Source organism: Xanthobacter sp. (assembly GCF_041911315.1).
In the GTDB taxonomy this organism is placed as follows: Bacteria; Pseudomonadota; Alphaproteobacteria; order Rhizobiales; family Xanthobacteraceae; genus Xanthobacter; species Xanthobacter aminoxidans.
This window is the reverse complement of record NZ_JAYRPE010000021.1, coordinates 281,492-307,968: the sequence shown is the minus strand read 5'-3', so window position 1 is coordinate 307,968 and position 26,477 is coordinate 281,492. Positions and strand designations below refer to the sequence as shown.

At 67.5% G+C, this 26,477-nt stretch carries 26 protein-coding genes; 10 read left to right on the top strand and 16 right to left on the bottom strand.

What is annotated here, in order from left to right; genetic code table 11:
• Window positions 1-55: 55 nt before the first annotated feature.
• The 9 genes from era to ACE3QW_RS08485 all read right to left on the bottom strand — a co-directional run bounded on the left by era (window position 56) and on the right by ACE3QW_RS08485 (window position 8,955).
• On the bottom strand, window positions 56-1,192 hold the full coding sequence (gene era / locus ACE3QW_RS08525) for a GTPase Era (protein ID WP_374251193.1): 1,137 nt from the start codon (window positions 1,190-1,192) through the stop codon (window positions 56-58).
• Window positions 1,192-1,929, bottom strand: a complete 738-nt coding sequence (rnc, locus tag ACE3QW_RS08520) for a ribonuclease III (protein WP_051460874.1) — start codon at window positions 1,927-1,929, stop codon at window positions 1,192-1,194. The genes era and rnc overlap by 1 nt, the downstream gene beginning before the upstream one ends.
• On the bottom strand, window positions 1,899-2,651 hold the full coding sequence (gene lepB / locus ACE3QW_RS08515; protein WP_029558371.1) for a signal peptidase I: 753 nt from the start codon (window positions 2,649-2,651) through the stop codon (window positions 1,899-1,901). The genes rnc and lepB overlap by 31 nt, the downstream gene beginning before the upstream one ends.
• A 157-nt stretch (window positions 2,652-2,808) precedes the next feature.
• Window positions 2,809-3,216: a holo-ACP synthase gene (acpS, locus tag ACE3QW_RS08510; RefSeq protein ID WP_374251190.1), complete on the bottom strand. Its 408-nt coding sequence runs from the start codon at window positions 3,214-3,216 to the stop codon at window positions 2,809-2,811.
• The gene (locus ACE3QW_RS08505) at window positions 3,213-3,983 is read right to left on the bottom strand and encodes a pyridoxine 5'-phosphate synthase (protein WP_029558369.1); all 771 of its coding nucleotides are present in this window, start codon (window positions 3,981-3,983) and stop codon (window positions 3,213-3,215) included. The genes acpS and ACE3QW_RS08505 overlap by 4 nt, the downstream gene beginning before the upstream one ends.
• Before the next feature lie 26 nt (window positions 3,984-4,009).
• Window positions 4,010-6,220 carry a bifunctional (p)ppGpp synthetase/guanosine-3',5'-bis(diphosphate) 3'-pyrophosphohydrolase gene (locus tag ACE3QW_RS08500; protein WP_024279205.1) on the bottom strand — a complete coding sequence of 737 codons (2,211 nt, stop codon included), beginning with the start codon at window positions 6,218-6,220 and terminating at the stop codon, window positions 4,010-4,012.
• Window positions 6,221-6,404: 184 nt separating this feature from the next.
• A complete protein-coding gene (locus tag ACE3QW_RS08495) occupies window positions 6,405-7,379 on the bottom strand; it encodes a quinone oxidoreductase (RefSeq protein WP_374251258.1) in 975 nt (324 codons plus the stop codon).
• Window positions 7,380-7,447: 68 nt separating this feature from the next.
• Window positions 7,448-8,203: an SDR family oxidoreductase gene (locus ACE3QW_RS08490; protein WP_374251188.1), complete on the bottom strand. Its 756-nt coding sequence runs from the start codon at window positions 8,201-8,203 to the stop codon at window positions 7,448-7,450.
• Window positions 8,200-8,955, bottom strand: coding sequence for a TerC family protein (locus ACE3QW_RS08485; RefSeq protein WP_168456945.1), 756 nt, complete (start codon window positions 8,953-8,955; stop codon window positions 8,200-8,202). Before ACE3QW_RS08485 ends, ACE3QW_RS08490 begins: the two co-directional genes overlap by 4 nt.
• A gap of 171 nt (window positions 8,956-9,126) precedes the next feature.
• Between ACE3QW_RS08485 and ACE3QW_RS08480 the strand changes: the two genes are divergently transcribed.
• On the top strand, window positions 9,127-10,305 hold the full coding sequence (locus ACE3QW_RS08480) for a UbiH/UbiF family hydroxylase (protein WP_374251186.1): 1,179 nt from the start codon (window positions 9,127-9,129) through the stop codon (window positions 10,303-10,305).
• A gap of 31 nt (window positions 10,306-10,336) precedes the next feature.
• On the opposite strand, the gene ACE3QW_RS08475 is transcribed toward ACE3QW_RS08480, so the two are convergent.
• Together ACE3QW_RS08475 and ACE3QW_RS08470 are read right to left on the bottom strand one after the other, a co-directional pair.
• The gene (locus tag ACE3QW_RS08475) at window positions 10,337-11,293 is read right to left on the bottom strand and encodes an AEC family transporter (RefSeq protein ID WP_374251184.1); all 957 of its coding nucleotides are present in this window, start codon (window positions 11,291-11,293) and stop codon (window positions 10,337-10,339) included.
• Window positions 11,294-11,389: 96 nt separating this feature from the next.
• Window positions 11,390-12,205: a gamma-glutamylcyclotransferase family protein gene (locus ACE3QW_RS08470; RefSeq protein ID WP_374251182.1), complete on the bottom strand. Its 816-nt coding sequence runs from the start codon at window positions 12,203-12,205 to the stop codon at window positions 11,390-11,392.
• Window positions 12,206-12,347: 142 nt separating this feature from the next.
• Here ACE3QW_RS08470 and ACE3QW_RS08465 point away from each other — a divergent pair, with 142 nt between their 5' ends.
• Together ACE3QW_RS08465 and hspQ are read left to right on the top strand one after the other, a co-directional pair.
• Window positions 12,348-13,388, top strand: a complete 1,041-nt coding sequence (locus ACE3QW_RS08465) for a CoA ester lyase (protein WP_029558363.1) — start codon at window positions 12,348-12,350, stop codon at window positions 13,386-13,388.
• Window positions 13,389-13,588: 200 nt separating this feature from the next.
• On the top strand, window positions 13,589-13,912 hold the full coding sequence (gene hspQ / locus ACE3QW_RS08460) for a heat shock protein HspQ (RefSeq protein ID WP_024279213.1): 324 nt from the start codon (window positions 13,589-13,591) through the stop codon (window positions 13,910-13,912).
• A gap of 96 nt (window positions 13,913-14,008) precedes the next feature.
• Here the strand turns inward: hspQ and ACE3QW_RS08455 are convergent, their stop codons facing one another.
• Window positions 14,009-14,944 carry a peptidylprolyl isomerase gene (locus tag ACE3QW_RS08455; protein ID WP_374251179.1) on the bottom strand — a complete coding sequence of 312 codons (936 nt, stop codon included), beginning with the start codon at window positions 14,942-14,944 and terminating at the stop codon, window positions 14,009-14,011.
• A gap of 383 nt (window positions 14,945-15,327) precedes the next feature.
• On the opposite strand from ACE3QW_RS08455, the gene rpmF reads away from it, so the two are divergent.
• Both rpmF and ACE3QW_RS08445 read left to right on the top strand, forming a co-directional pair.
• A complete protein-coding gene (gene rpmF / locus ACE3QW_RS08450; RefSeq protein ID WP_024279215.1) occupies window positions 15,328-15,513 on the top strand; it encodes a 50S ribosomal protein L32 in 186 nt (61 codons plus the stop codon).
• 406 nt (window positions 15,514-15,919) lie between these two features.
• Window positions 15,920-16,327 (top strand): hypothetical protein, encoded by a 408-nt coding sequence (locus tag ACE3QW_RS08445; protein WP_024279216.1) that lies wholly within the window; start codon window positions 15,920-15,922, stop codon window positions 16,325-16,327.
• Window positions 16,328-16,420: 93 nt separating this feature from the next.
• On the opposite strand, the gene phaR is transcribed toward ACE3QW_RS08445, so the two are convergent.
• Window positions 16,421-17,110, bottom strand: a complete 690-nt coding sequence (gene phaR / locus ACE3QW_RS08440; protein ID WP_024279217.1) for a polyhydroxyalkanoate synthesis repressor PhaR — start codon at window positions 17,108-17,110, stop codon at window positions 16,421-16,423.
• Between the two features lie 298 nt (window positions 17,111-17,408).
• On the opposite strand from phaR, the gene ACE3QW_RS08435 reads away from it, so the two are divergent.
• A complete protein-coding gene (locus tag ACE3QW_RS08435) occupies window positions 17,409-18,587 on the top strand; it encodes an acetyl-CoA C-acetyltransferase (protein WP_029558360.1) in 1,179 nt (392 codons plus the stop codon).
• A 223-nt stretch (window positions 18,588-18,810) separates the two neighbouring features.
• Window positions 18,811-19,533: an acetoacetyl-CoA reductase gene (gene phbB, locus ACE3QW_RS08430; protein ID WP_374251178.1), complete on the top strand. Its 723-nt coding sequence runs from the start codon at window positions 18,811-18,813 to the stop codon at window positions 19,531-19,533.
• A 59-nt stretch (window positions 19,534-19,592) separates the two neighbouring features.
• On the opposite strand, the gene ACE3QW_RS08425 is transcribed toward phbB, so the two are convergent.
• Together ACE3QW_RS08425 and ACE3QW_RS08420 are read right to left on the bottom strand one after the other, a co-directional pair.
• Window positions 19,593-20,048: an acyl-CoA thioesterase gene (locus ACE3QW_RS08425; RefSeq protein WP_374251177.1), complete on the bottom strand. Its 456-nt coding sequence runs from the start codon at window positions 20,046-20,048 to the stop codon at window positions 19,593-19,595.
• 85 nt (window positions 20,049-20,133) lie between these two features.
• Window positions 20,134-21,045: a methyltransferase domain-containing protein gene (locus tag ACE3QW_RS08420; protein ID WP_374251257.1), complete on the bottom strand. Its 912-nt coding sequence runs from the start codon at window positions 21,043-21,045 to the stop codon at window positions 20,134-20,136.
• A gap of 163 nt (window positions 21,046-21,208) precedes the next feature.
• Between ACE3QW_RS08420 and ACE3QW_RS08415 the strand changes: the two genes are divergently transcribed.
• Window positions 21,209-22,504 (top strand): glycerate kinase, encoded by a 1,296-nt coding sequence (locus ACE3QW_RS08415; protein ID WP_374251176.1) that lies wholly within the window; start codon window positions 21,209-21,211, stop codon window positions 22,502-22,504.
• Between the two features lie 261 nt (window positions 22,505-22,765).
• A complete protein-coding gene (locus ACE3QW_RS08410) occupies window positions 22,766-23,386 on the top strand; it encodes a GNAT family N-acetyltransferase (RefSeq protein WP_024279223.1) in 621 nt (206 codons plus the stop codon).
• Window positions 23,387-23,526: 140 nt separating this feature from the next.
• On the opposite strand, the gene ACE3QW_RS08405 is transcribed toward ACE3QW_RS08410, so the two are convergent.
• Window positions 23,527-24,321 (bottom strand): invasion associated locus B family protein, encoded by a 795-nt coding sequence (locus ACE3QW_RS08405; protein WP_051679223.1) that lies wholly within the window; start codon window positions 24,319-24,321, stop codon window positions 23,527-23,529.
• A gap of 320 nt (window positions 24,322-24,641) precedes the next feature.
• Here ACE3QW_RS08405 and ACE3QW_RS08400 point away from each other — a divergent pair, with 320 nt between their 5' ends.
• Window positions 24,642-26,477 carry an extracellular solute-binding protein gene (locus tag ACE3QW_RS08400; protein WP_374251173.1) on the top strand — a complete coding sequence of 612 codons (1,836 nt, stop codon included), beginning with the start codon at window positions 24,642-24,644 and terminating at the stop codon, window positions 26,475-26,477.

Genomic DNA, 26,477 nt, shown 5'->3' with positions numbered 1-26,477 from the left:
TCGCAATCCAGCCTTGCGCTTTCGCAAACGCACGACGGCGTGCTCAGCCGCACGTTCAGCCGCCTTTGGGGAACTCCAGCCCCATCTCGCGATAGCGCTCGGGATCATCCGCCCAGCTCTCGCGCACCTTCACGAACAGGAAGAGATGCACCGGCTGCTCGATGATCTCGGAGATCTCCTTCCGGGATTCGGACGAGATGGTCTTGATGGTGTTGCCGCCCTTGCCGAGCACGATCTTCCGCTGGCTTTCGCGCTCCACGAAGATCGTCTGCTCGATGCGGACGGAGCCATTGCGCAATTCCTTCCAGCTCTCGGTTTCCACCGTGGAGCGGTAGGGCAGTTCGTCGTGCAGGCGCAGGAACATCTTCTCGCGGGTGATCTCGGCCGCGAGCATGCGCATGGGCGCATCCGAGACCTGATCCTCGGGATAGAGCCAGGGGCCTTCCGGCACCGTCTCGGCGAACCAGCGGCGGACGTCGTTCACGCCGTCGCCGGTGAGCGCGGAGACCATGAACACCCGGTCGAACGGCGCCCGCTCGGTGATCGCGGCGGCGAGCGCCAGAAGGCTGTCGCGGCGGATCAGGTCGATCTTGTTGAGGATGAGCGCGCGCGGTTTGCGGATGTCCTTCAGCTGGCCGAGCAGCGCCTCGATATCCTCGTCGAGGCCGCGGTTGGCGTCCACCAGCAACGCGATCACGTCGGCGTCGGCGGCATGGGTCCAGGCGCTCGACACCATCGCCCGCTCCAGCCGGCGCTTGGGCGCGAAGATGCCGGGTGTGTCCACCAGCACCACCTGCGCCGCGCCGTCCAGCGCGATACCACGCACGATGGAGCGCGTCGTCTGCACCTTGTGCGAGACGATGGATACCTTGGTGCCCACCAGCGCATTGGTCAGCGTGGACTTGCCGGCATTGGGCGCGCCGAGCAAAGCGACGAAGCCGCAGCGGGTCGGACCTTGGAGCGGCGCAAGAGGAGCGCGCTCGGCGCGATCCAGCTCGTCGTCGAAATCGTCGTCCTCATCGTCATCCGGAAGATCGTCGTCCGGAAGATCATCGGAGAGTTCATCCTCCGCGATATCCTCTTCGGCGACATCCTCGTGCGGCGCGGCGGCGGCGAGGGCTTCCTCTTCCGCAACGGCAGGATGTTGATCCGGGGCGGCCGTGTCGGCGCCCGCCTTCTTCCTCGGTGCCATCAGGCCTCGTCCTTCTCCCAAACGCCCTCACGGACGAGGAAGGCGGCGGCAGCCGCCTTCTGTGCATTCTGCTTGGAGGCGCCATCCGCCTGCGCCGAAGCGAGGCCGGGCAGGTCCACCGCCACGGTGAAACGGGGCGCGTGGTCCGGGCCGGAGCGCATCACCTCGCGATAGACGGGCGGCGGCAGGCCACGGGCCTGGGCCCATTCCTGCAGCACGGTCTTGGCATCGCGCAGCGGCCGGCGCGGGGCCTCTAGCCGCGGACGCCAGAACCGCTCCACCAGCGCGTGGGCCGCCTCATACCCGCCGTCGAGGAACACCGCCGCGACCACACCCTCGGCCACATCGGCGAGGATGGCGCGGCGCTTGTGCGCGCCGGACTGGCTTTCGCCAGGGCCGAGGCGGATGAACGGGCCGAGGTCCATGTCCTCGGCGACCTCGGCGCAGGCTTCCTCGCGCACCAGCTCGGCGAGCCGGCGCGACAATTCCCCCTCCTCGCCTTCCGGGAAGGCGAGATAGAGCATGTGCGACACCACCGAGCCGAGCACGTGGTCGCCCAGGAATTCCACCCGCTGGTAGGAGCGCAGGCGCGGCGCCTCGCCCTTGACGGCGCTGATGTGGGACAGGGCCAGCTCAAGCATCGAGCGATCGCGGAAGCGGTAGCCGATCCGCTCCTCGAGATGGGCGAGATCCTGCCCCGCCCCGTTCAATGCACCCGTGTGAACAGCCGATCCCATCGCACCGTCCAAGGCCATGTCCAAACCTGCCACGCAGAAGCGCCCTCGTCGATCGAGAAGAAGATCAGCTGCGCCTTGCCGATGAGATTCTCGAACGGAACATAGCCCACCTGGCTCAGCACGCGGCTGTCGGCGGAATTGTCCCGGTTGTCGCCCATCATGAAGAAGTGCCCGAGCGGCACCTCATAGACGGGTGTGTTGTCGTAGAAGCCGTTATCCACCAGGTCCAGCGTCTCGTAGGAGACGCCGTTCGGCAGCGTCTCGCGCCAGCGCTTCACCGGCACCTTGCGGCCGGAGCCGTCGTCCTCGCTCACGTCCGACAGGCGCTCGCGCTGCACCGGCACGCCGTTGATGTGCAGGAGGCCGTTGATCATCTGAATCTTGTCGCCGGGCATGCCGACCACGCGCTTGATGTAGTCGGTCTCGTTGTCCTTGGGCAGCTTGAACACCACCACGTCGCCGCGCGTCGGCTCGGATCCGAAAATCCGGCCGGAGAACAGGTTCGGCGAGAAGGGAATCGAGAAGTGGGAATAGCCGTAGCTGTACTTGGAGACAAACAAATAGTCGCCGATCAGCAGCGTGTCCTTCATCGACCCGGAGGGGATGTTGAACGGCTGGAAGAGGAAGGTCCGGATCACCAGCGCGATCAGCAGCGCGTGGACAATCACCCGGACGGTTTCGAGAAAGCCGCCGTCCTTCTTGGAATCGCTGGTCGCGGTCATCGGGTGTCCAAGGTTTCCCAAATGAGGCGCAGGGTACGACAAACTGCGCCGAAACTGAGGAGATACCGGCAGATGCGCGCCGGTCTCGACAGGCAAGACCGCCCCTATAGAGGCTTCGCGGCCTCCCGGCAACGCACGCCCTCGACCTCCTCCAGCGTCAGGCGCCGGAGCGGGACACCGCCGAGATGATGACATAGGCGGCCGTCAGCGGACCCTCGTCGGTGAGGGAGAGGTGGATGTGCGGCTCATACCCTTGCGGCACCATCTGCGCGAGCCGCCGCGCTGCCCCGCCCGTCAGCACCAGCGTCGGCTGGCCGGACGGCAGGTTGACGACGCCCATGTCGCGCCAGAACACGCCTTGGCTCAGGCCGGTACCGAGCGCCTTCGCGCAGGCCTCCTTGGCCGCGAAGCGCTTGGCGTAGGTCTCCGCCCTCAGCTTGCGCCGGTCCGCCTTCGCCCGCTCCACGGGCGTGAAGACGCGGTTCAGGAACCGATCGCCGAACCGCTCGATGGATCTGGCGATGCGGCGCGCATCCGAGAAGTCGGAGCCGATGCCGAGGATCATGCCGCCTCGCCGGTTGCGGCCGCCCGCCCGGCGGCGATGGCCGCCCGCATGGTGCGGATCGCCGCCTCCAGCCCGACGAAGATGGCCTCGCCGATCAGGAAATGGCCGATGTTCAGTTCCACGATCTCGGGAAAGGCCGCGATGCGCTCAGCCGTCGCATAGTCGAGCCCGTGGCCGGCATGGACTTCCAGCCCCAGCGCATTGGCTTGCCGCGCCCCGGCCTTGAGGCGCGCGAACTCGGCTTCCGCCTCGGCCGTGCGGCCTTCCGCAACCGCGTCGCACCATCCCCCCGTGTGCAGTTCCACGATATCGGCGCCGAGCGCGGCCGCCGCGGCGATCTGCCTCTCCTCAGCCGCGATGAAGAGCGAGACGCGGATGCCCGCCGCCTTCAGCCGGGCGATGCGCGGGCCGAGTTCGGTCGCAAGCCCCGCCGCATCGAGCCCGCCCTCGGTGGTGCGCTCCTCCCGCCGCTCGGGCACGAGGCAGCAGGCATTGGGGCGGACGGAGACGGCGATGCCCACCATCTCCTCGGTGGCGGCCATCTCGAAATTGAGCGGCAGGTCGATCTCGGCCTTCAGCCGCGTCATGTCGGCATCGCGGATATGGCGCCGGTCCTCGCGCAGATGGGCGGTGATTCCATCGGCGCCCGCCGTGGCGGCGAGACGGGCGGCGCGCACCGGATCCGGCAGCAGGCCGCCCCGCGCGTTGCGCACGGTCGCCACGTGGTCGACGTTCACCCCGAGCCGCACCGGCTTCAGCACCGCCATTTCGCTTGCTCCCGTCCGCGCCGGCCTCAGCCGTTCACGCGCTCCACCTGCGAGACCACCTCGCGGGCCTTGAGATCGGCGATGATGGCGTTGAGGTGCCTGAGGTCGAACACCTCCACGTCGATCACCATCTCGTGGAAATCCGCCGAGCGGGCATGCATCTGCAGCCCGTCGATATTGCCGCCCCGGTCACCGATGGCACCGGCGATCTGCGCCAGCGAGCCGGGTTCGTTGCGGGCGGTGACGATGATGCGGGCGGGGAAGCGCCCGTCGGACAGCTCGTCCACGTCCCACCGCACGTCCAGCCAGCGTTCGGGCGCGTCCTCGAACCCCTGCAGCGACGCCGACTGGATGGGATAGATGGTGATGCCCTCACCCGGCGTGAGAATGCCGACGATGCGATCGCCCGGCACGGCGCCGCCATCCGGCGCGAAGCGCACGGGCAGGTCGCCGTTGATGCCGCGGATGGGAATGGCGTCGAGCCGTTCCGACGTGGCGCCCTCGGGGATCTTGAACTTGAGGTTGTGGCCGCGCTTCAGCTCGAACCAGCCTTCGCCACTGGCGGCGCGCTCCGCCCGCTCCTCGGGGCGGGGCGGCACCCAGTCGGGATAGACGGCGCGGATCACGTCGTCGGTCTTGATCTCGCCCCGGCCAATGGCGGCGAACACATCCTCCGCCGATGCGCGGGCGAGCCGGGGCGTGGCCTTGGCCACCCCATCCTCGGTAAAGGGTTTGCCGACGCGGGTGAAGGCGCGTTCGGTGATCTTGCGGCCGAGGCCGGCATATTGCGCGCGCACGGCGGCACGGGTGGCACGGCGCACGGCGGCGCGGGCCTTGCCGGTGACGGCGATGGTCTCCCACGCGCCCGGCGGCGTCTGCGCCTTGGAGGTGATGATCTCCACCTCGTCGCCGTTCTTCAGCTCCGACACCAGCGGCGCGATGGTGCCATTGATCTTGCAACCCACGGCGGTATTGCCCACGTCGGTATGCACGGCATAGGCGAAATCGATGGGCGTCGCCTTGCGCGGCAAAGCGATGAGTCGCCCCTTGGGGGTGAAGCAGAACACCTGATCGTGGAACAGCTCGAGCTTGGTGTGCTCCAGGAATTCCTCGGGCGAGAGCCCCTGCGACAGGTTCTCGATGGTCTTGCGCAGCCAGGCATAGGCGCGGCTTTCGTGGGAGAGCATCTCCCCTGGCGCGCCCGAGGCATCCTTGTAGAGGGCATGGGCGGCGATGCCGTATTCGGCGATCTCTTCCATGTCCTTGGTGCGGATCTGCATCTCGACGCGCTGGCGGCGCGGGCCGACCACGGTCGTGTGCAGGGAGCGGTAGTCGTTGGGCTTGGGGGTGGAGATGTAGTCCTTGAAGCGGCCCGGCACGATGGCCCACTTGGTGTGGACGACGCCCAGCGCCCGGTAGCAGTCCTCCACCGAGGAGACGAGCACGCGGAAGCCGTACAGGTCCGACAATTGCTCGAAGCCGATGGCCTTGCGCTCCATCTTGCCCCAGATGGAAAAGGGCCGCTTCTCCCGCCCCTTGACCTCGGCGACGATGCCGCGCCGCTCGAGTTCGTCCTTCAGCTCCCGCTCGATCTCCTGCACCACCGGGCCGTTGAACTGCCTCAGCTCGGAGACGCGGGTGGTGATGCTCTCATAGGCTTCCGGGGAGAGCTGGCGGAAGGCGAGATCCTCCAGCTCCTCGCGCATGTCCTGCATGCCCATGCGGGCGGCGAGCGGCGCGTAGATGTCCAGCGTTTCCTGCGCCACCCGGTCCCGCTTCTCCGGCGGCACCCATTTCAGGGTGCGCATGTTGTGGAGGCGGTCGGCGAGCTTGACGAGGAGCACCCGCACGTCGTCGGCGATGGCGAGCAGCAGCTTCCTGAGATTCTCGGCCTGCTTCGCCTGCTTGGAGACGAGGTCGAGCTTCTTGATCTTGGTCAGCCCCTCCACCAGCGTCGCGATCTGGTGGCCGAACAGCCGCTCGATCTCCGCCTTGGTGGCGCTGGTGTCCTCGATGGTGTCGTGCAGCAGGGCCGAGACGATGGTGGCATCGTCCAGCTTGAGATCGGTGAGGATCGCCGCGACTTCGAGCGGGTGGGAGAAATAGGGATCGCCGGACGCACGCAGCTGACTGCCGTGCGCCCTCATGGCGTAGACATAGGCGCGGTCGAGCAGCGCCTCGTCGGTGTTGGGATTATACCGTCGAACGCGCTCGACGAGTTCGTATTGGCGCATCATGGCCGGAACGATCCGTCGCAGCACGGCGGAGCAGGCTCAGCGCGCCCGCCCCATCCTTGTTGAACCGTAGATATCATGCGGAGGGGCGGGATGCGCAAGCCATTGTAACGGCGTGACTGTGGGAATGATGAAGACGCCTGCATCCGGGCGGCCCCTCTCGCCTTGCAGGAGAGGAGCGCGAGACTCACGGCAGCAGCAGTGTCGACCCCGTGGTGTTGCGGCCCTCGAGGTCGCGGTGCGCCTTCTGGGCGTCCTTCAGCGCATAGGTCTGGTGGATCGGGATCTTCACCGCGCCGGTCAGAACAGCCTCAAACAGGTCGTTGGCGGTGGCGATAAGGTCGGCGCGCTTGGCGACGAAAGTGCCCAGGGTCGGCCGGGTGGCGAACAGCGACCCCTTTTGCGAGAGGTGCAGCAGGTCGAAATTCTTGATGGCGCCCGAGGCATTGCCGAAGCTGACCCACAGGCCGAGCGGCTTGAGGCAGTCGAGGGAGGCCGGATAGGTCGCCTGACCGATACCGTCGTAAACCACGTCGCACAGCTTGCCGGAGGTGATCTCCTTCACCCGGTGAACGAAGTCCTCTTCGCGGTAGAGAATCACCTCGTCGCAGCCATTGGCGAGGGCAAGCTCGGCCTTGTCCTTGGAGCCCACGGTGCCGATCACTGTGGCACCGAGGTGTTTGGCCCACTGGCACAGGATGAGGCCGACGCCGCCGGCGGCGGCCTGCACGAGAATCACGTCGCCCGGCTTGATGTGGTGGGTACGGCGCACGAGGTACTGCGCCGTCATGCCCTTGAGCATCATGGCCGCGGCGGTGCGGTCGTCGATGGCAGCAGGCAGATGCACGAGGACCGAGGTCGAGATGTTGCGCACCTCGGCATAGGCGCCGATGGCCATGGCGTAGGCGACGCGATCCCCCGGATGGAAATCGGTCACATCCGGCCCCACCGCCTCCACCACGCCGGCGCCTTCGCTGCCGGGAATGAAGGGGAAGCCGGCGGCCTTGTAGAGGCCTGTGCGGAAATAGACATCGATGAAATTAAGGCCGATGGCGGTGTGGCGCAGTTGCACCTGACCCGGGCCAGGCGGGGGGACCGCCACCGCTTCGAAGCTGAGCACCTCGGGTCCGCCCGTCTGATGCACCTGAACCGCATGGACCATGACCACCAACCCCTATCCTCCCGAGATTGAGCGGATCATAGGGCGGGCCGGTTCGGCCGCAAGCGGGCTCAGCGGCCTCCCGAAATCTTGAGCACCGCGCCCGTGGTATAGCTCGCCGCCTCCGACAGGAGGAACATCACGCCGTCCGCAACCTCTTCGGCCGTGCCGGGCCGGCCCATGGGCGTGGTCGGCGCGAGGCGCTCCAGCCGCCCGACGACGCCGCTCGTGTCGTGGATATCGGTGGCGATGAGGCCCGGGGCGATGGCGTTCACACGGATGCCCTCGCGCGCCACCTCGCGCCCGAGACCCAGCGTGAAGCTGTCGATGGCGCCCTTGCTGGCGGCGTACCAGACATATTCCCCCGCCGAGCCGAGCGTCGCGGCCATGGAGGAGATGTTGACGATGGCGCCGCCCTTGCCGCCGCGCGTAGTGGACATGCGGCGAACCGCCTGCTGCGCCACGAGAATCGCCCCCGTGACGTTGAGATCTATGACACGGGCCATCTCGGCCGGGTCGGCATCGGCGAAAGGACCGGCGCGGCCGGTGATGCCCGCGTTGTTCACGAGGTCGGTGAGGGTGCCGAGGTTGGCGTCCACCTCCTCGAAGAGGCGGGCGATGTCCTTCGGCCGGGCCATGTCGCCCTGGACGACCAGCACCTCAGCCCCCAGCGCCCGCGCCTCGGCGGCCACATCGTCCGCCGCCGCCGCGTCGCGGGTGTAGTTGATTGCAATGCGCCCGTAGCCGGCTTCCGCCGCGCGCCGCACGCAGGCCGCGCCGATGCCTCGACTACCGCCTGTGACCAGCAGAACCTTGTCCGCGTTCATCGTTCGCCTCCCCTGCCGAGTGCGATCCGCCGCTTGCGCCGGCCGGCGGCGGCGACATTCAGCACCTCCACCATCACCGAGAACGCCATGGCCGCATAGATGTAGCCCTTGGAGATGTGGGCGCCGAAACCGTCGGCGACCAGCGTCACGCCAATCAGCACCAGGAAGGCGAGCGCCAGCATCTTCGTCGTGGGGTGGGTGGCGATGAAGGCGGAGAGCGGGCCGGAGGCCACGAACATGATGCCGACCGCGATGATGACGGCCAGCACCATGATGGCGAGATGCTCGGCCATGCCGATGGCGGTGAGGATGGAATCCACCGAGAAGACAAGATCGAGCAGGATCACCTGCACGACGATCCCGGCGAAGGCCCGCTTGGCGGCGCCGGCGACCGTCTCCTCGCTCGGCTCGTCCTCACCTTCCAGCGCTCCGTGCATCTCGGACGTCGCCTTGGCAATCAGGAATGCGCCGCCGCCGATGAGGATGATGTCGCGCCAGGAGAAGTCGTGACCGAACGCGGTGAACAAAGACTGCCTGAGGCCAATGAGCCAGGACAGGGCGAACAGAAGCCCGATGCGCAGCAGCAGCGCCGCCGAAAGGCCGATCTGCCGAGCCCGCAGGGCCTCGGCCGGCGGCAGGCGCTGCACCACCAGCGAGATGAACACGACATTGTCGATGCCGAGCACGATCTCCATAGCCGTCAGCGTCACCAGCGCCGCCCAGGCTTCCGGCGACGTGATCCAGTCCAACATCGGCGCACTCCCTGCCCCAGATTCGCGAAGGCTGATCGGAACGCGGCGCGACCGCAAGAGCGCACGCGCTGGTCCGCGGCGGCGTCCCACACGTATCCGCGGCATCTCCGCAGCTTTCGCCGCGGCAGACTCGGCTCTAGTGTCCCCTGATCCGACCATGAGGAGGCAGCGATGGAACACGACGTGATGCACGAGGTGGTCGTCGTTGGCGCAGGTCCCGCCGGGCTTGCCACCGCCATCGGCCTCGCCGCGCGTGGCGTCTCGACCGCGCTCGTCACCGGCCCCGATCGCGGCGCGGATCATCGCACCACGGCGCTGCTGGAAGGCTCGGTACGTATTCTGGAAGAGTTCGGCGTGTGGTCGCAGATCGCGCCCCGTGCCGCGCCACTGCGCGACATGCGCATCGCCGATGCCACGCGCCGGCTGGTGCGCGCGCCGGAGGTGACCTTCCGCTCTGCCGAGATCGGCCTCGACGCCTTCGGCTACAACATCGAGAACGACGCCCTGCGCAACGGCCTCCTCGCCGCGGCGATGGAGATTCCGAACCTTCACATCGCCCGCACCTCCGTGGAGCACATCGATTTCGGACCGGATGCGATCACTCTGAAGCTGGCGGATGGAACAAGCCTGGCCGCGCGGCTGGTCGCCGGGGCGGACGGGCGCCAGTCCACCGTCCGTGCCGCAGCCGGCATCAAGATGCGCAACCGCACCTATCCGCAGGTGGCCTTCACCGCCACCGTGCAGCACACGCGGCCCCACGAGGACACCTCCACCGAATTCCACACAGAGAGTGGCCCCTTCACCCTGGTGCCTCTGACGGGCGACCGCTCCTCCATCGTCTGCGTGGTCACCGAGCGCGAGGCGATCCGCCTGCTCGGCCTCAGCGACGAAGCGCTGGCGCGTGAACTGGAAGCGCGCGCCTCCTCCGTGCTCGGCCGGTTCGAGATGGAAGGCGGCCGCGGCGCCTTCCCGCTGGCGGCGGAGACGGCGGAGCGCCTCGTCGGCGATCGCGTGGCACTTTTGAGCGAAGCCGCCCACATCATGCCGCCGATCGGCGCACAAGGACTAAACCTCGGGCTCCGGGATGCGGCAGCATTGGTCAGCCTCGCGGCGGATGCGATCGCGACGGGCCGCGATCCCGGCAGCCGCGAGGTGCTCGCCCGCTATGCGGACAGGCGCCAGCGCGACATCTCGGGCCGCATGACGGCGGTCGACCTCCTCAATCGCTCGCTGCTGTCCGATCTCGTGCCGGTGCAGAGCGTGCGCGGCTTCGGCCTGTATCTGCTCGATCGCGTCGGCCCGCTGCGGCGCAGGCTGATGCGCCTCGGCATCGGCGACAAGGCTGCATAAGGCTTGCGGCGCAAGGTTGGCCGCGTGAGCCTCAGAACAGGCTGAGCGGGATGAGGTGCTCGCGCAGCATATAGAGCATCAGCGTCACCGTCACGACCGACGACAGGGTGCCGAGGAGGACGGCGGTGGAGGCCTCCTCCACAAACACGTGGTACTGCCGGGCCAGCACAAACACGTTGAGCGCCGGCGGCAGCGCGGCCATGAGCAGCAGCGTCTCCTCCCACACCGGCGAGAACGGCCCGAACACTGAGAGCGAGACGAGTGCCACGAACGGGTGAACGAGCAGCTTCAGGCCCAGGAGCGGCCCGAGTTCCACCGGCACGCGCTTCAACGGCCGGAGCGCGACCGTAACCCCGAGGGCAAACAGCGCGCAGGGCGCGGCCGCGTTCTTCAGGTAATCCAGCATCCGTGACAGCGCGTCCGGCTCCTTGAACTCGAAAGCCGCCGCCAGCACCCCCAGCAGGGTGGCGATGTTGAAGGGGTGGGTGAGGACCCTTTTGGCGATGAGCACGAAGGTGTGCCCGAGGCTCTCACCCCGCCCGCGGGTCGCCATCAGCAGCGGCACGACGGTGAAAAAGAACATGCTGTCGGTGGCAAAGATAAGTGCAGCCGGGCTTGCGGCTGCCTGCCCGAAGGCGGCGAGCGTCAGGCCAGGGCCCATGTAGCCCACATTGGCGTAGGCGCCGGCCGTGAGGGCGATGGCCGCCTCGCCGATATTCCCCTTCCGGAACCAAAGGCCCACGCCCAGCGCCAGCAGGGCCATGGTGGCGGTGGAGGCCAGCACGGCCAGGATGAAGGCGGGATTCGCCAGCTCGTGGAACGGCGTCTGCGCGACGATGCGATAGAAGAGCGCCGGCAGCGCCACGTAGATGATGAAGAAGGAGAGCCAAGCGAGCCCCGCCTCCGGCAGCTTCACCCTGCGGCCGCAGAAATAGCCGAGGAGAATCAGGCCGAAGAACGGAAAGGCGAGGCCGAAGAGGTCGCTCATGATCGCCGGAGGCTGGCCGGAAGGCGGGGAAAGGAGGCAGCAGGGTGCCCCCTTCCTACAAATCCCTGCGAAGGATGAAAAGCGCGGGCGCGCCGATCAGCGCGGCGGCGTCGCTGCCTTGCCCATCAAATGCCGCACCGCATAAAGCTCCGGATAGAGCCGGTTGCGGAACTGGCTCGCCGCCGGCTCCACCGTCGCAAGCAGGCGATCGATGGCACCCGAGCGGGGCGTGTCGGCCCAGGCGCGGCGGGCGATGGGGCGGTCGTCGAGCCAGAAGGGGCTCCAGTCGAGCGTGGTCTCGATGAGTTCGCGGGCGAAGTCCGGCCCTTCGTCGAGGGAGCCCTGCATCACCACGTCGATATAGGACTGGAGCAGCGGGAAGTTCACGTCCGGCCGCTGGAGGTCATCCGGCCCCTTGCCGGCGGACTCCTTGGGCACATAGACCCAGATCTTGCCGACGCGCGGCAGGCCTTCCCAGTCGATGGCCTCCACATGGGCCTGGTCCAGCTCCACCCGGTCATAGCCGCCCTCGCGGGCGTCGAAGGATGCAAGCTCGGCTTCGTCCTTCACCGGGAAGATGACGCCGTTGATGCTGCCCGGCTCCTCGCCCGGCATCCGCGGACGGATGCCGAGGGCGGTGAACCCCGCCGCGCCTTCCCGCGGGGTGAAACGCGATGCCCACGAGCGCACATAGCCGAAGCTGCCGGCGATTCGGGCGGCGATGGCCGGCACGGGGCGGCCGGACGTCGCGGTCCGGGACGGCCCGCTGATGAGGGAGCCGTAGCCGAACAGGAACTCGCGCGGGGCATTGGCGAGGCGCTGGCCCCAGAAGTCCTTTGCCGTCGCCGGCAGGGTGGAAGAAGCCGCCAGCCCGGCGAGACCGCCGAGCACACCGCGCCGCGTAATTGTCATGCCTCGATTCCCCCTGCCCGACGGGCGCCAGCCCGGTCGCCCTGAAGTCGTGTTGCGCAGGCCGGCCACCTATGCTGCATTGCAATCAACAGGTTCTGCGGGGGGTTATATGCCCCCTGCCTGCATCCACACGGGGGGACTCATGAAGCTGCCGCGCCAATTCTTCAAGCCGCTCGCCATCGGCGCGCCCGCACCATATCGCGAGCTGCCGGTGCGGCTCGAGCGCATGATCCATTTCGTGCCGCCGCACCTGGAGAAGATGCGCGCCAAGGTGCCGGATATTGCCAAGCAGGTGGACGTGGTTCTCGGCAATCTGGAGGACGCGATTCCCTCCGATGCCAAGGAAGCCGCTCGCAAGGGCTTCATCGAGATGGCCAAGGCCACCGATTTCGGCTCCACCGGCCTGTGGACCCGCATCAACTGCCTCAACAGCCCATGGGTGCTGGACGACATCATCGAGATCGTCAGCGAGATCGGCAACAAGCTGGACGTCATCATGCTGCCCAAGGTCGAGGGCGCGTGGGACATCCATTATCTCGACCAGCTCCTCGCCCAGCTCGAGGCGCGCCATTCCATCCAGAAGCCCATCCTCATCCACGCCATTCTTGAGACCGCCGAGGGCGTGAAGAATGTGGAGGAGATCGCCGCCGCTTCTCCACGCATGCACGGCATGAGCCTCGGCCCGGCCGACCTTGCCGCCTCGCGCGCCATGAAGACCACCCGCGTCGGCGGCGGCCACCCGGACTACAAGGTGCTGGCCGACCCGGACGGCGACAAGCCGCGCATCGGCTACCAGCAGGACCTTTGGCACTACACCGTCGGCAAGATGGTGGACGCCTGCGCCGCCAACGGCATCAAGCCCTTCTACGGCCCGTTCGGCGATTTCGCGGACCTCGCCGCGTGCGAGAGCCAGTTCCGCAATGCCTTCCTCCAGGGCTGCGTCGGCGCCTGGTCGCTGCACCCCACGCAGATCGAGATCGCCAAGCGCGTCTTCTCGCCGGATCCGGGCGAGGTGGCGTTCGCCCTCAAGATTCTCGAAGCCATGCCGGATGGCGCCGGCGCGGTGATGATCGACGGCAAGATGCAGGACGACGCCACCTGGAAGCAGGCCAAGGTGATCGTCGACCTTGCCCGCATTGTCGCAGCCAAGGACCCGGAAATGGGCAAAGCCTACGGATTGTGAGAGAATTGATTAACCAACGGCCGCGGCGAAGGTCGCCGCGGCTCTTCCACCCGGTGTCGGGCGGAGCGGAAAAAGTCAGGAAGAGGCGGGATATGGCCAGCCAGGACAAAGCGCGCGCAAAGCCCGCAATCGTTGCTCCCATTGGCGACGGCATCCCCGAAGACCCCACGCATTACGCTGCGTCAGAACTCGGTGCCGGCATGCGGCAGGCGAAATTCCGCATCGGTGAGGTGGTGCGCCACAAGCACTTCCCCTTCCGGGGCGTGGTGTTCGATGTGGACCCGGTGTTCGACAACACCGAGGAGTGGTGGCTCTCCATTCCCGAGGACATCCGCCCCCACAAGGACCAGCCGTTCTACCATCTGCTCGCCGAAAACGCGGACAGCGAATACGTCGCCTATGTCTCCGAGCAGAATCTGGAGCGCGACCCCTCCGAGGAGCCGGTGCGCCACCCCAAGGTCACCGAGGCGCTTTCCGAGGACGGCGCCGGCGGCTGGCGGGTGCGGCCCGATCTGGTGAACTGACAAGCAGTTCACGCAGCGCTTGAGCCAATAAAAAACCCCCGGCCACAAGCCGGGGGTTTTTCTTTTGGAGAGAAAGAGACGGCAGCTGCCGCCGGCTCACTTCTTGGCCGGATCGGCCGCAGGCGCCGCCGGAGCGGGGGTGGCGGGCGTAGCGGGAGCGGCCGGGGCGGCGGTCTTCTCGATCTTGGCGTCGGCGCGCAGCTTCGTCACCATGTCGGCCTGCGCCTTGCGGACGAGATACTGCTCAACCTGGTCCTCGACCTGCTCATAGGACGGCACGGCCTTCTGGCGCTTGTCCTCGACCTTGATGACGTGCCAGCCGAACTGGGTCTTCACCGGATCGGAGACCTGACCCTTCTCCAGCTTGAACGCCGCCGCGGCGAATTCCGGCACCATCTGGTCCTTGGTGAAATAGCCGAGGTCGCCGCCGTCCTCGGCGCTGTCCTTGGAATTTTCCTTGGCGAGCTTGGCGAAGTCCTCGCCGGCCTTGGCCCGCTTGGCGATGTCCTTGGCCTTGGCCTCGTCGTCCACCAGGATGTGGCGGGCGTGGACTTCCATGTCGGCGGGCGCCGACTTCACCAGCTCGTCGTAGGTCTTGCGCTTGAGCTCGGCGGAAACGGCCTTCTTGGCCTCCTGCATCATGAGCGCTTCCATCAGCGCCTTCATGCGGGCGTAGGCGAGGCGATTCTGGAACTCGGGGGTCTGGTCGACCTTCTGCGCCTCGGCGGCCTTGGCGATGAGGGTCATGTCGGTCAGGAACGACAGGACGTATTCATCGCGGGCCGGGCCGCGGACTTCGGGCGGCAGGCCGGAGCCGATGTCCTCGATGGCGATGTTCAGCTCGCTCTGGCGGATGGGCGTACCGTTCACGGTGACGAGGACCGGATCGGCGGCGGGCGCCGCCGCAGGGGCCGCTGCGGGTGCAGCCGCGGGTGCCTGGGCCCCCTGCGCCAACGCCGCCCCAACGGAAGCCGCGGAAACCGAGGCCGCGAGCAGGGCGGCGAAGAGGGAAAGCTGAGCGGAACGCTTCATGGGGCCGTTTTCCTCGGATATGTGTCGTCGGATGCGCCGATGCGCGCGCAACCTTGCTCACGTGTCCTCCTCTGACAAGAGGGCATTGTTGCGGCATACCCGCGACCGGAAAACGCACGGCGGGGCTTTCGTTCCCGCGCGCGAGCCTGTATAAGGCGCGCCTTCAATCGGGAATGCTGGCCCACGGGCGAGCCCCGCGCACTGCCTCCACGCAGTTCGCAACCGGGCTCGAGACGAACGCGTACAGGCTTCGTCATCCGTCTTCGGGCTCGGCGCGCACCGATCACAAGTTCGAAAAGCCGCAAGGGCGCCAGCCGGCGCGCTCGCATGTTGCGCCAGTTGGCAGTTCAGTTGGCTCGTTACGCCGTTCAGGAGTTTGGACAATGGCTGTCCCGAAGAGAAAGACCTCGCCGTCCCGTCGCGGCATGCGCCGTTCGGCCGACGCGCTGAAGCAGCCCACCTATGTGGAAGACAAGGATTCGGGCGAGCTGCGCCGTCCGCACCACGTCGACCTGAAGACCGGCATGTATCGCGGCCGGCAGATCCTGAAGCCCAAGGCCGAGGCCTGAGCTTCACGTCGCGGTGGCCCTCACGGCCGCCCGCTGCAGCGCCGGCGCACGCCGCCGGCGCGCCTACCCTCTTCAGGGGTGATTCCCGCCGCCGCAACTGCTGAGCGATTCGCTTTTCCCTGCGGGTGGGCCAACTGAATCCCATCATCATTCATTAACGCTGACCGGCGCGCGACATCGCGCCCGTGCCGTTGCGTTCGCGATGCGGCCGCCCCGCCGCGGCCCTGCCCGGCGCTTGATTCTCCCGGCATCGGCCCGAGGCGGACGGCCGGCAGGCGAAATCCCCCGATGCCTCCCCATTCGTGACATTCAGCGCCCGATGTGTCATCGCATCGGCGGAGCCGGGACGGCGCCATGGGCGAAGGCCCTGGGCATTTTCCCGGCTGAGCGGCCCCGAGGAGCACCAATGCTGACGCCCGTCCCGTTGCTGATCGTCCCCCTCGCCCTCTACAACATCATGGTCTTTCTGATGCCCGGCACGGAATGGACCACCGTGCTCACCACGGTCGAGATGATGTCGGGCGCCCACTGGACGATCACCCTCGCGGAAGGGTTCATCGCCCTGAGCCTGTTCTTCCTGTTCTTCGAGATTCTGAAGTCGACGCGCATCAGCTCGCGCTCGATCATCGATCACATGCTGTCGATGCTGGTGTTCGCCGCAGGCCTGGCCGAGTTCCTGCTGGTGCGCCCGGCCGGCAACTCGGTATTCGCGATCCTGCTGTGCATCATGCTGCTGGATGTGGTGGCCGGCTTCTCGGTCTCGATCCGCGTCGCCCAGCGCGATTTCACGGTCGACCCGCGCGGGCAACAGTAAAAAGCCCCGCACCGCGGCCGGACTTGAACCGGCCCTCGCGAATCCTTCGGTCCAAACCGCCGGCCCCCGCAATGGGTGGCCGGCGTCGGTTTCTCAGCTCCCGCTGCCTTCCTTCGGGCTGCGGATCTCGCTCGGCGCATCGTTCTTGGCGACGAGCTTGGGCTCGGGCTTCGGAACGAGCTGTTCCAGCTTCGCCTGCATGTCGGCCATCTGGCGCTTCAGAGCGTCAAGCTCGTCCACCCGCTCGGGCTGCGGCGCAGGCTGCGCAGGTGCAGCAGCCGGAGTGGTCGCGGTCCCGGCCGGCTCATCCCCCTTGGGGAAAGGCAGGAACATGTGGAAGGCGCGCTCGAACACTTCCATGTTGCGACGCACCGTCTCGTCCAGACCGGCGAACGGAGCGCCCGGCACCGGAAAGGGCGTCCCCGCGAGCGTCTGGGAGAGGTGATCGCGGAACTTGCCCTGATCCTTGGTGAAGCTGTCGATGGACGCTTCCAGGTACCGCGGAACCAGCATCTGCATGCTGTCGCCGTAGAAGCGGATGATCTGGCGCAGAAAAGCGATGGGCAGAAGGTTCTGCCCCTTGTTTTCCTGCTCGAAGATAATCTGCGTCAGTACCGAATGGGTGATGTCCTCGCCGTTCTTGGCGTCGTACACCACGAAATCCTCGCCTTCCTTCACCATGTTGGCGAGGTCTTCGAGCGTCACATAGGTGCTCGTCCCCGTGTTGTAGAGACGGCGGTTCGCGTATTTCTTGATGGTGACTGGCTCTTGCGTTTTTGCCATCGTCCGGTCATCCGTTTCCTTGGGCGGAACGGCAGGTTAAGGCGTTTCCAAGTGCAGAGCTACCACTTTGTGTGCGCTGCCCATCCCTCCTTTCGCAGCGCAGACTCCGCCCTTTGCCGAAGCGCGCCGGGCCTGCGGCCGACCAAGGTTGAATAGCTGCTTTTGACCGGCCCCCTTGCCATGCGATGGGTCATTGACACATGGTCCGGCCCGGACACGATAGAGGTCAAGCCTTCCCACTCGCCATTCGGCAAAGAGGCGCGGAGCCACCCGCCCGATCTTCCCAGGAGAGACTTCCATGAAGGACGAGGTCGTCATCGTCGCCGCCGCGCGTACCCCTGTCGGGTCGTTCAACGGCGCGCTCGGCACGCTTCCCGCGCATGAGCTCGGTGCCATCGCCATCAAGGCCGCCCTCGAGCGCGCCGGCGTGGCGCCGGCCGCCGTGAGCGAGGTGATTCTGGGCCAGGTGCTCACCGCCGCCCAGGGCCAGAACCCCGCCCGCCAGGCCTCGATCAAGGCCGGCGTGCCCATCGAGGCGCCCGCCTATGAGGTGCAGATGGTGTGCGGCTCGGGCCTGCGCTCCGTCGCGCTCGGCGCCCAGGCCATCGCCAACGGCGACAGCGAGGTCGTGGTGGCCGGCGGCCAGGAATCCATGAGCCAGTCCACCCACGCCGCGCATCTGCGCAACGGCGTGCGCATGGGCAATGCCGACTTCGCCGACACCATGATCAAGGACGGCCTGTGGGATGCCTTCAACGGCTACCACATGGGTGTGACCGCGGAGAACGTGGCCAAGGAATTCCAGATCACCCGCGCCGAGCAGGACGAGTTCGCCGTCGCCTCCCAGAACAAGGCGGAGGCGGCCCAGAAGGGCGGCAAGTTCAAGGACGAGATCGTCCCCGTCACCATCTCCAGCCGCAAGGGCGACGTGGTGGTGGATCAGGACGAGTACATCCGCCACGGCGCCACCATCGACGCGATGACCAAGCTGAAGCCCGCCTTCGCCAAGGACGGCACCGTGACCGCCGGCAACGCCTCCGGCATCAATGACGGCGCCGCCGCTGTGGTGCTCATGAGCGCCGCCCGCGCCAAGGCCGAGGGCAAGACGCCCCTCGCCCGCATCGTCTCGTGGGCGCAGGCCGGCGTCGATCCGTCCGTCATGGGCACGGGCCCGATCCCGGCCTCCAAGCTGGCGCTGGAGAAGGCCGGCTGGTCCAAGGATGATCTCGACCTGATCGAGGCCAACGAGGCGTTCGCCGCCCAGGCCATCGCCGTCAACAAGGGCCTCGGCTGGGATACCTCCAAGGTCAATGTGAACGGCGGCGCCATCGCCATCGGCCATCCGATCGGCGCCTCGGGCACCCGCATCCTCGTAACCCTGCTGCACGAGATGCAGAAGCGCGATGCCAAGAAGGGCCTTGCCACCCTCTGCATCGGCGGCGGCATGGGCATCGCCATGTGCCTCGCACGCGATTGAGTTGCCTCGCGCGACTGAGCGCGCGTCGTTTCAGGCAACCGGACGGGAGGCCACGCCCCAGGCCCCACCGTCCGGAACAGGGCCGCGACCTTCGATCGCGGCCCTCCGTTTCCGAACGGAAATACCGACTTGCTACACACCGCCCGAGCGTGGCTCGACCCGCTTGGGCTGGGTGGGGGAGTCTCCAGGTCGAGCCAATAGAGTGAAGTGAAGGAGGGAAACCATGGGACGCGTCGCATTGGTCACGGGCGGCACGCGCGGTATCGGCGAGGCAATCTCGGTGGCACTGAAGGCTGCCGGAAAGACCGTCGTCGCCAATTTCGCGGGCAATGAAGAGGCCGCGAAGGCCTTCACCGAAAAGACCGGCATTCCCGCTTACAAGTGGGACGTGTCCGATTTCGAGGCCTGCAAGGCGGGGATCGCCAAGGTGGAAGCCGAGGTCGGCCCCATCGAGATCCTCGTCAACAACGCCGGCATCACCCGCGACGGCCAGTTCCACAAGATGTCGCTTGAGCAGTGGAACGCGGTGATCAACACCAACCTCAACTCCGCCTTCAACATGACGCGCAACGTCATCGAGGGCATGCGTGACCGCAAGTTCGGCCGCATCGTCTGCATCTCGTCGATCAACGGCCAGAAGGGCCAGTTCGGCCAGACCAATTATTCGGCCGCCAAGGCCGGCGAGATCGGCTTCGTGAAGGCCCTCGCGCAGGAAACCGCGAAGCTCGGAATCACGGTGAACGCCATCGCCCCCGGCTACATCGCTACCGAGATGGTGCGCGCTGTGCCGCCCGAGGCGCTGGCCAAGATCGTGGCGACCATCCCCGTCGGCCGCCTCGGCGAGCCGGAGGACATCGCCCGCGCGGTGGTCTTCCTCACCGCCGACGACGCCGGCTTCATCACCGGCTCGACCATGACCGTCAACGGCGCGCAGTACATCTGCTGATCGCGCCATCCGGCGACACAAGACGGCCCGTGTCCCCTCGGACGCGGGCCGTTTGCGTTTCAGACCACCAGTGTCTCAAGCAGCGCCCGCACCGGCGCAGGGATCGGCACCGGCCGCTGGGTCGCCCGCTCCACATAGACATGGACAAAATGCCCCTGCGCCGCCGCGCTCGGGTCGTCACCCTGGAACAGGGCGATCTGGTAGCGCACCGAGGACGAACCCAGCTTCGTCACCCGCATGGCGGCCTTGACCGGGGCCGGATAGGTGAGACTGCGGAAATAGATGCAGCGCGTCTCCACCACGAGGCCGATGACCGGACTCGTCTGGGGGTCCAGCAGTCCGGCCGAGACGAGATGCTCGTTCACCACCGTGTCGAAGTAGGAATAATAGACCACGTTGTTCACGTGCCCGTAGACGTCCACGTCCATCCATCGGGTCGTGATCGGCAGAATGTGTTTGAAGCCGTCGATCGTCACCGGCTCCTCGCGCACCGCTGTGCCCACTGCCCCACTCATTCCAGCCTCCCCATCGCGTCTCCCGCCATTTAGAGGGAGGGGACGAGCAAGGCCAAGCGACGAGAAGCCACGCGGGGGCGGCGTTTCAGCCGGGCTCGTCGCCGGGCCGCAGCGGCTGCTCCGGCACCTTGAGGGCGTCGGCGAGGCGCATGCGCGCGGTGCCGGGGCGCAGCGGCTTCTGCTGGCTCTCGTGCGGCGCCCAGCCGGAGAGGAATACGATCTCGAACGTGGCGCGGACCTTGCCGTCGGGGTCCGCGAAGCGCTCGGCGTAGACTTCTGCCGCGCGCAGCAGCGTCGCCCGGCGCAGCGGCACGCGGCGGCGTTCGTTGAGCGCATTGGCCCCGCCCATGCGCCTCAGATCCGCAAACAGGGTGAAGGGCGAGGAATAGCGCACCACCACGCGATCCACGTCCGTCACCGGCAGGGCGAACCCCGCCCGCTGCAGCAGGGCGCCGAGATCGCGCACATCGGCGAACGGCGCGACGCGGGGCGAGAGGCCGCCCGTGGTCTCGCTCTCGGCAATGGCGAAGGCCTGCCGCAGTTCGGTGAGGCTGCTGCCGCCCAGCAGCGCGGCCATGAACAGCCCGTCCGGCTTGAGCGCCCGCCGCACCTGCGCCAGCACGCCCGGCAGGTCGTTCACCGACTGGAGCGCCAGCGCCGAGACCACAAGATCGAGGCTGCCGGCAGCGAACGGCAGAGCCTCCTCATCCGCCACCACGGCGGGCGGGGCGAGTTCACCGGCCAGCGGCGCGGCGCGGATCAGACGCTCCACGGCCGGGTGCCCGGATAGGGCGGTGGCGAGCGCCGCGGTCGGCGTGCCGAGGTCCACGGCGCTCGCGAAGGTCCGCTTCACGGCCGAAAGCCGATCCGCCACATCCTCCGCCGCGCGTTCCAGCAGGAAGGTCTCCGGCCCCTGCCCGGCGGCACGGGCGAGGCGCCGGCGCAACAGCGGGCGATCGAAGACGAGATGGGGCGCGGTGTCGGCGGGGGCGGTCATGGCCCGCATATAGGCGCTCGGGCCGGCGGATGCACGCGCCCGGCGTTTCTGCCCACCCCGGGAAAGCAGCCTTTCCCGCCGCGCTTATTGATCGGCGCCCGGCGAGCCGCTACAGGCCACGGACCTTATAAGACTTTCGCACAAGCGGACGGGAGAGCGCCCCATGGAAAAGGCAACCGGCACGACGGCAACCGGCACGGCCACGGCCTCCGACAGGGAGATCCTGCTCGCGCTCTTTGAAACCGCCCTTGCCGCCGCTCTGCCGGAAGGCAAGTTCAAGGACCGCCTCCCCGCCCCGCCCGACGCGGCGAAAGGCGGCCGCACCATCGTGATCGGCGCCGGCAAGGCCTCCGCCCGCATGGCCCGCGCCTTCGAGGAGGAATGGGGCCGCCCCTGCGAGGGCCTCATCGTCACCCGCTACGGCCATGGCTGCGAGACCAAGCACATCGAGATCGTCGAGGCCGCCCACCCAGTGCCCGACCAGGCCGGGCTCGACGCCGCCCGCCGCATCCTGGAGCTGGCGCGCAGCGCCGGCCCGGAGGACCTCGTGGTGTGCCTCATGTCCGGCGGCGCCTCCTCGCTGCTCACCCTTCCGGCCGAGGGACTGACGCTCGCCGACAAGCAGGCGCTCAATTCCGCGCTGCTCAAGTCCGGCGCGCCCATCGGCGTGATGAACCGGGTGCGCAAGTCCATGTCCGCCATCAAGGGCGGGCGCCTCGCCGCCGCCATCGCGCCGGCACGGGCCGTCACCTACCTCATCTCCGACGTGCCGGGCGATGATCCCGCCGCCATCGGCTCCGGCCCGACCATTCCCGAGGCATCCGACCCCGAGACGGTGCTCGGGCTGATGCGCACCTGGGGCATCGAGATCACCGACAAGCTGGAACAGGTCATCCGCGCCAACACGGTTTCGGGCGACGCCATCCCCGGCCAGGAGGTGCACATGATCGCGACGCCCCTCATGGCGCTCAAGGCGGCCGAGGAGAAGGCGAAGACGCTCGGCCTCACCCCGCTCATCCTCGGCGACGCCATCGAGGGCGAGGCACGGGAGGCCGGCAACGTCTTCGCCGGCATCGCCCGCTCCGCCTCCGAACATGGCCTGCCGGCGGTCGCGCCTTGCGTGCTGCTCTCCGGCGGCGAGACCACGGTGACGGTGCGGGGCAAGGGACGCGGTGGACGCAGCGTCGAATTCCTCCTTGCCCTCGCCATCGCCCTCAAGGGCCGGGAGGGCATCTCCGCCATCTCCTGCGACACGGACGGCGTGGACGGCACCGAGGACAATGCCGGCGCCTGGTTCGACGCGGCGCTGCTCGCCGACGCCGCGAGCCGCGGGCTGAAGCCCGACGACTACCTCGCCAACAATGACGGCTACAGCTTCTTCTCCGCCCTCGACCGGCTGGTGATGACCGGGCCGACGCTGACCAACGTCAACGACTTCCGGGCGATTCTGGTGCGCTGACACCGGCGGCACCGATTGCGGCGGGCGTGTGCGCGCACGCGCCTGTTGCAGCGCAGCAGAGATGCAGCGGACGCATGGCTCATTTAAATTGAGCGATATCAAAATGCTGAACGGTCTGGCCACCAAATCGGCATGGCTTTGCCGTATTGGTCAACGTCAGCCCTATTGACCTTTGCTGCGCTGCACATAGTTTGAGGCACGAACAAACCGGGGGCGACCGGGAGGAAACCGGAGGTTTTAGACGCCAGTCTGGAGACCACTATGACCGATGAGGTCGCACCGGGGATTATCCGGAAGCTTTGGACCGGAGAGGCCGGACAGTTCCGGGACCATCTCCTCAGGCTCGACACGGAGAGCCGCCGGTTCAGGTTCGGCTCCGCAGTATCCCCTGAATTCATCGAACGCTATGCGTCGCGGGTGTTCCGCACCGGAGCCATCGTACATGGCTGCTTCGTCGACGGCGAGCTGCGTGCCGCCGCCGAGCTCTACCCCATGGGTGACGTGCTGCCTGGTGAGGCGGAAGCCGCCTTCAGCGTCGAGACCGCCTATCAGAACCACGGCCTCGGAACGCTGCTGCTCGACCGGGTGATCCTCTCCGCGCGCAATCGCGGCATCCGCTCGCTGTTCATGAGCTGCCTCGCCCATAACCGGCGGATGCAGCAGATCGCGCGCAAATACGACGCCGAGCTGAAGTTCGAGCACGACGAGGTCACGGCCGAACTGGTCGCGCCCTTCCCCACCGCACTCTCTCTGGCACAGGAAGCGGCGGCGGATGCCCAGGGCATGGCGGGCGCCGTTCTTCAGGCCCAGCGTCTTGCGACCGGCCGCCTGCTCGACATGTTCCTTCCTGCGGCGCCTGAGCCCGTGCTGGAACCGCACTGACCTGACCCGTCTGCCCCGACGTGAGACCCGGCCCTTCGCAAGGAGGGCCGGCAAACAAAAACCCCCGGCGGTGCCGGGGGTTTTTTCGTTTCAGCCAGACACCGGCCGGGTTGGTCCGGCCGGAAATCACTGGCCGGTGATCACTGGCCGGTCTTGGCCTTCTCGAGTTCCTGGCCCTTCTTGAGGAGGGCGGCCTTGCCCTGCTCTTCCTGCTGCTGGGCAGCGGCGCGGGCTTCTTCCATGCGCTTGCGCTCCAGCTCCATGGCGACCTTCGCGTCCATGCCGGGACCGTCATAGGCCTTGCCGAAGTCGGCGTTGGAGATGGGCAGGCTGAGGGTGCGGCCGGTGCCGTTCACCATCTGCAGGTAGACCGCATTGGCCTTGCGCAGCTTGGCGACGAAGGTGCCGTCGACCTCGAGGTCGCCGATGCAGGTCGCGCCACCGCCCTGGATGGGCTGGCACAGCACGAACGGGATGTTGACCGGGTCCTTGTCGAGGGTGATGCGCAGGCCGGGCTGGAGGCGCATGCCGAGCGGCACGGAGATGTTGATGTGCTTCTTCGGCTCGTCCTGCATCTCGATGATGTCGACCTTGGCGATCGCCTGGCTCTCGACACCGAGCACCTGGGTCAGCACGCAGACCTGCTTCTTCCGCTCAGGCACTTCCTGGCAGATTTTCTGCCACGGCGAGGCGGAGAACTTCACGTCGGGCTCGCCCTGCGGCGCCTGGCCCTGCTGGGGGGCACCGGCCGGAGCCGGGGCAGCGGCGGCGGGAGCGGCCGGCTTGGCGGCAGGCGCTGCGGGCTTGGCGGCGGGCGCAGCCGGCTTGGCCGTGGAGGGCTGGGTCTGGGCAAAGGCCGGACCGGCGAGCGCCACGGTGATCAGCGTGGCGGCGACGGACGCCGTGAGCCGCGCGGTGGAATGGGTCTTCGTCATCGTGGCCTTTCCTGTGGTCTCTGCCGCCGGGCTCCCGCATGCGCAGGCGCACACGCGCGCCGGAGCACCCCGCGCCCCCTCTCGGACACCGGCTCTCTCCTGCCCAATTGAGGCGAGAAGGTGACAAACCGGCCGTCATCTTCACATCTGGCGGCGGGCGCTAGATTGCGGAGGAATGCGGCCAACTGACGGCGCATTCTGCAACCCAAGGGAAATGCTGATACGCGGCCGCCCGCGAGCCCCATATGATGGCACGCGAATCATGGAGCCGCCTTTGCTAGGCTTGGCTTCATATGAAGCGATGCAGCATCGGAGGCGCCATGATGACCGGCTGCGGAAACGTCGCGCGCCTGGGGAGGACGGCTCCCGCGGTCGTCGCGCTCCTGCTGCTGGTTTTCGGCGCCACCAAACCGGCGGTTGCCCAGGCGCTTGACAAGGCGTCCGCCATCTCGATGCGGGGAAAGCCGGCCCTGCCCCCGGGCTTCACTTCCCTCGCCTATGCCAATCCCAACGCGCCCAAGGGCGGGCGGCTCACGCTCTCCCTGCTCGGCACCTTCGACAGCCTGAACCCGTTCATCGTGAAGGGCACGTCGCCCGCCGTCCTGCGCGGCACGGTGACGGAGAGCCTGATGGCGCGTTCGCTCGACGAGCCCTTCACCCTCTATCCCCTGATCGCCCGCACCGTTTCCACGGATGAAAAGAGGTCCTTCGTCGAATTCGGCCTGGACCCGGCCGCCCGCTTCTCCGACGGCAGTGCGCTGACCAGCGCGGACGTGCTGTTCTCGTTCGCCCTCATGCGGGACATGGGTCGGCCAAACCACCGGCTCTATTACGGCAAGATCACCAAGGCGGAGGCGCCGGACGCCCATACCGTGCGCTTCACCTTCGCCGAGCCGGACCCCGAGCTGCCGCTCATCATGGGTCTGATGCCGGTCTTCAGCGAGCAGGCGACCGACCGGTCGCGGTTCGAGGAGACCACCCTGACCCCGCTCCTCGGCTCCGGCCCCTATAGGGTCTCCAACGTCAATGCCGGCGCGGCGCTGACGCTGGAGCGCAATCCGGACTATTGGGGCCGGAACGTCGCCTTCAATCGCGGCCTCTACAATTTCGACCGGCTCGACACCGTCTATTTCCGCGATGCCAACAGCGAGTTCGAGGCGTTTCGAAAAGGTCTGATCGACGCCCGGTTCGAAAGCGATCCCGGCCGATGGGAAACGGCCTACGATTTCCCGGCCGTCCGCAGCGGCGAGGTGGTGAAGGAGACCATCCCCACCGGCATTCCCAAGCCCTATTCCGCCTTCGTCTTCAACACGCGCCGCCCGCTGCTGGCAGACATCCGGGTGCGTCGGGCGCTCATCGAGCTGTTCGATTTCGAATGGCTGGACCGCAGCTTCTATCACGGCCTCTACCGCCGCACGGGCAGCTTCTTCGAAGGCTCGGCGCTGTCCAGCCTCGGGCGGCCGGCGGATGCCCGCGAACGCGCGCTGCTCGCCCCGTTCCCCGGTTCCGTGGTGCCCGATGTGCTCGCCGGCACCTATCGGCCGCCGGTCTCCGACGGATCGGGCCGCGACCGCACCCGGCTCAAGGTGGCCCTCGACCTTCTGGAACAGGCCGGCTTCGTACTGCGCAAGGGCGCGCTAGTAGACGCGGGGAACGGACGGCCGTTTGCGCTGGAACTCATGGTGGTCACACGCGACCAGGAGCGCCTCGCCCTCGCCTGGCAGGCGCAGCTGAAGCGGGCGGGCATCACGCTCAATGTGCGCAACGTGGATGCGGTGCAGTTCGACACCCGCCGGCAGGCCTATGATTTCGACATGATGCCCTACGCGTGGTCGCAATCCCTGTCGCCGGGCAACGAGCAGGCCTTCTATTTCGGCGCCGCCGCCGCCGACACGCCGGGCAGCCGCAACTATATGGGCGCGAAGGCACCGGCCATCGACGCCACCATCGTCGCCCTCATCGCCGCGCGGGACGAGGAGGCATATGTCGCCGCCGCGCGGGCGCTGGACCGGGTGCTGATCTCCGGCGCCTATGCGGTGCCGCTGTTCCACACGCCCGGGCAATGGCTCGCGCACTGGACGCGCATCGCCCGGCCCGAGCGGGCTTCCCTCTATGGCACCCTGCCGGAAACGTGGTGGCGCGTGCCGGGCAAATGA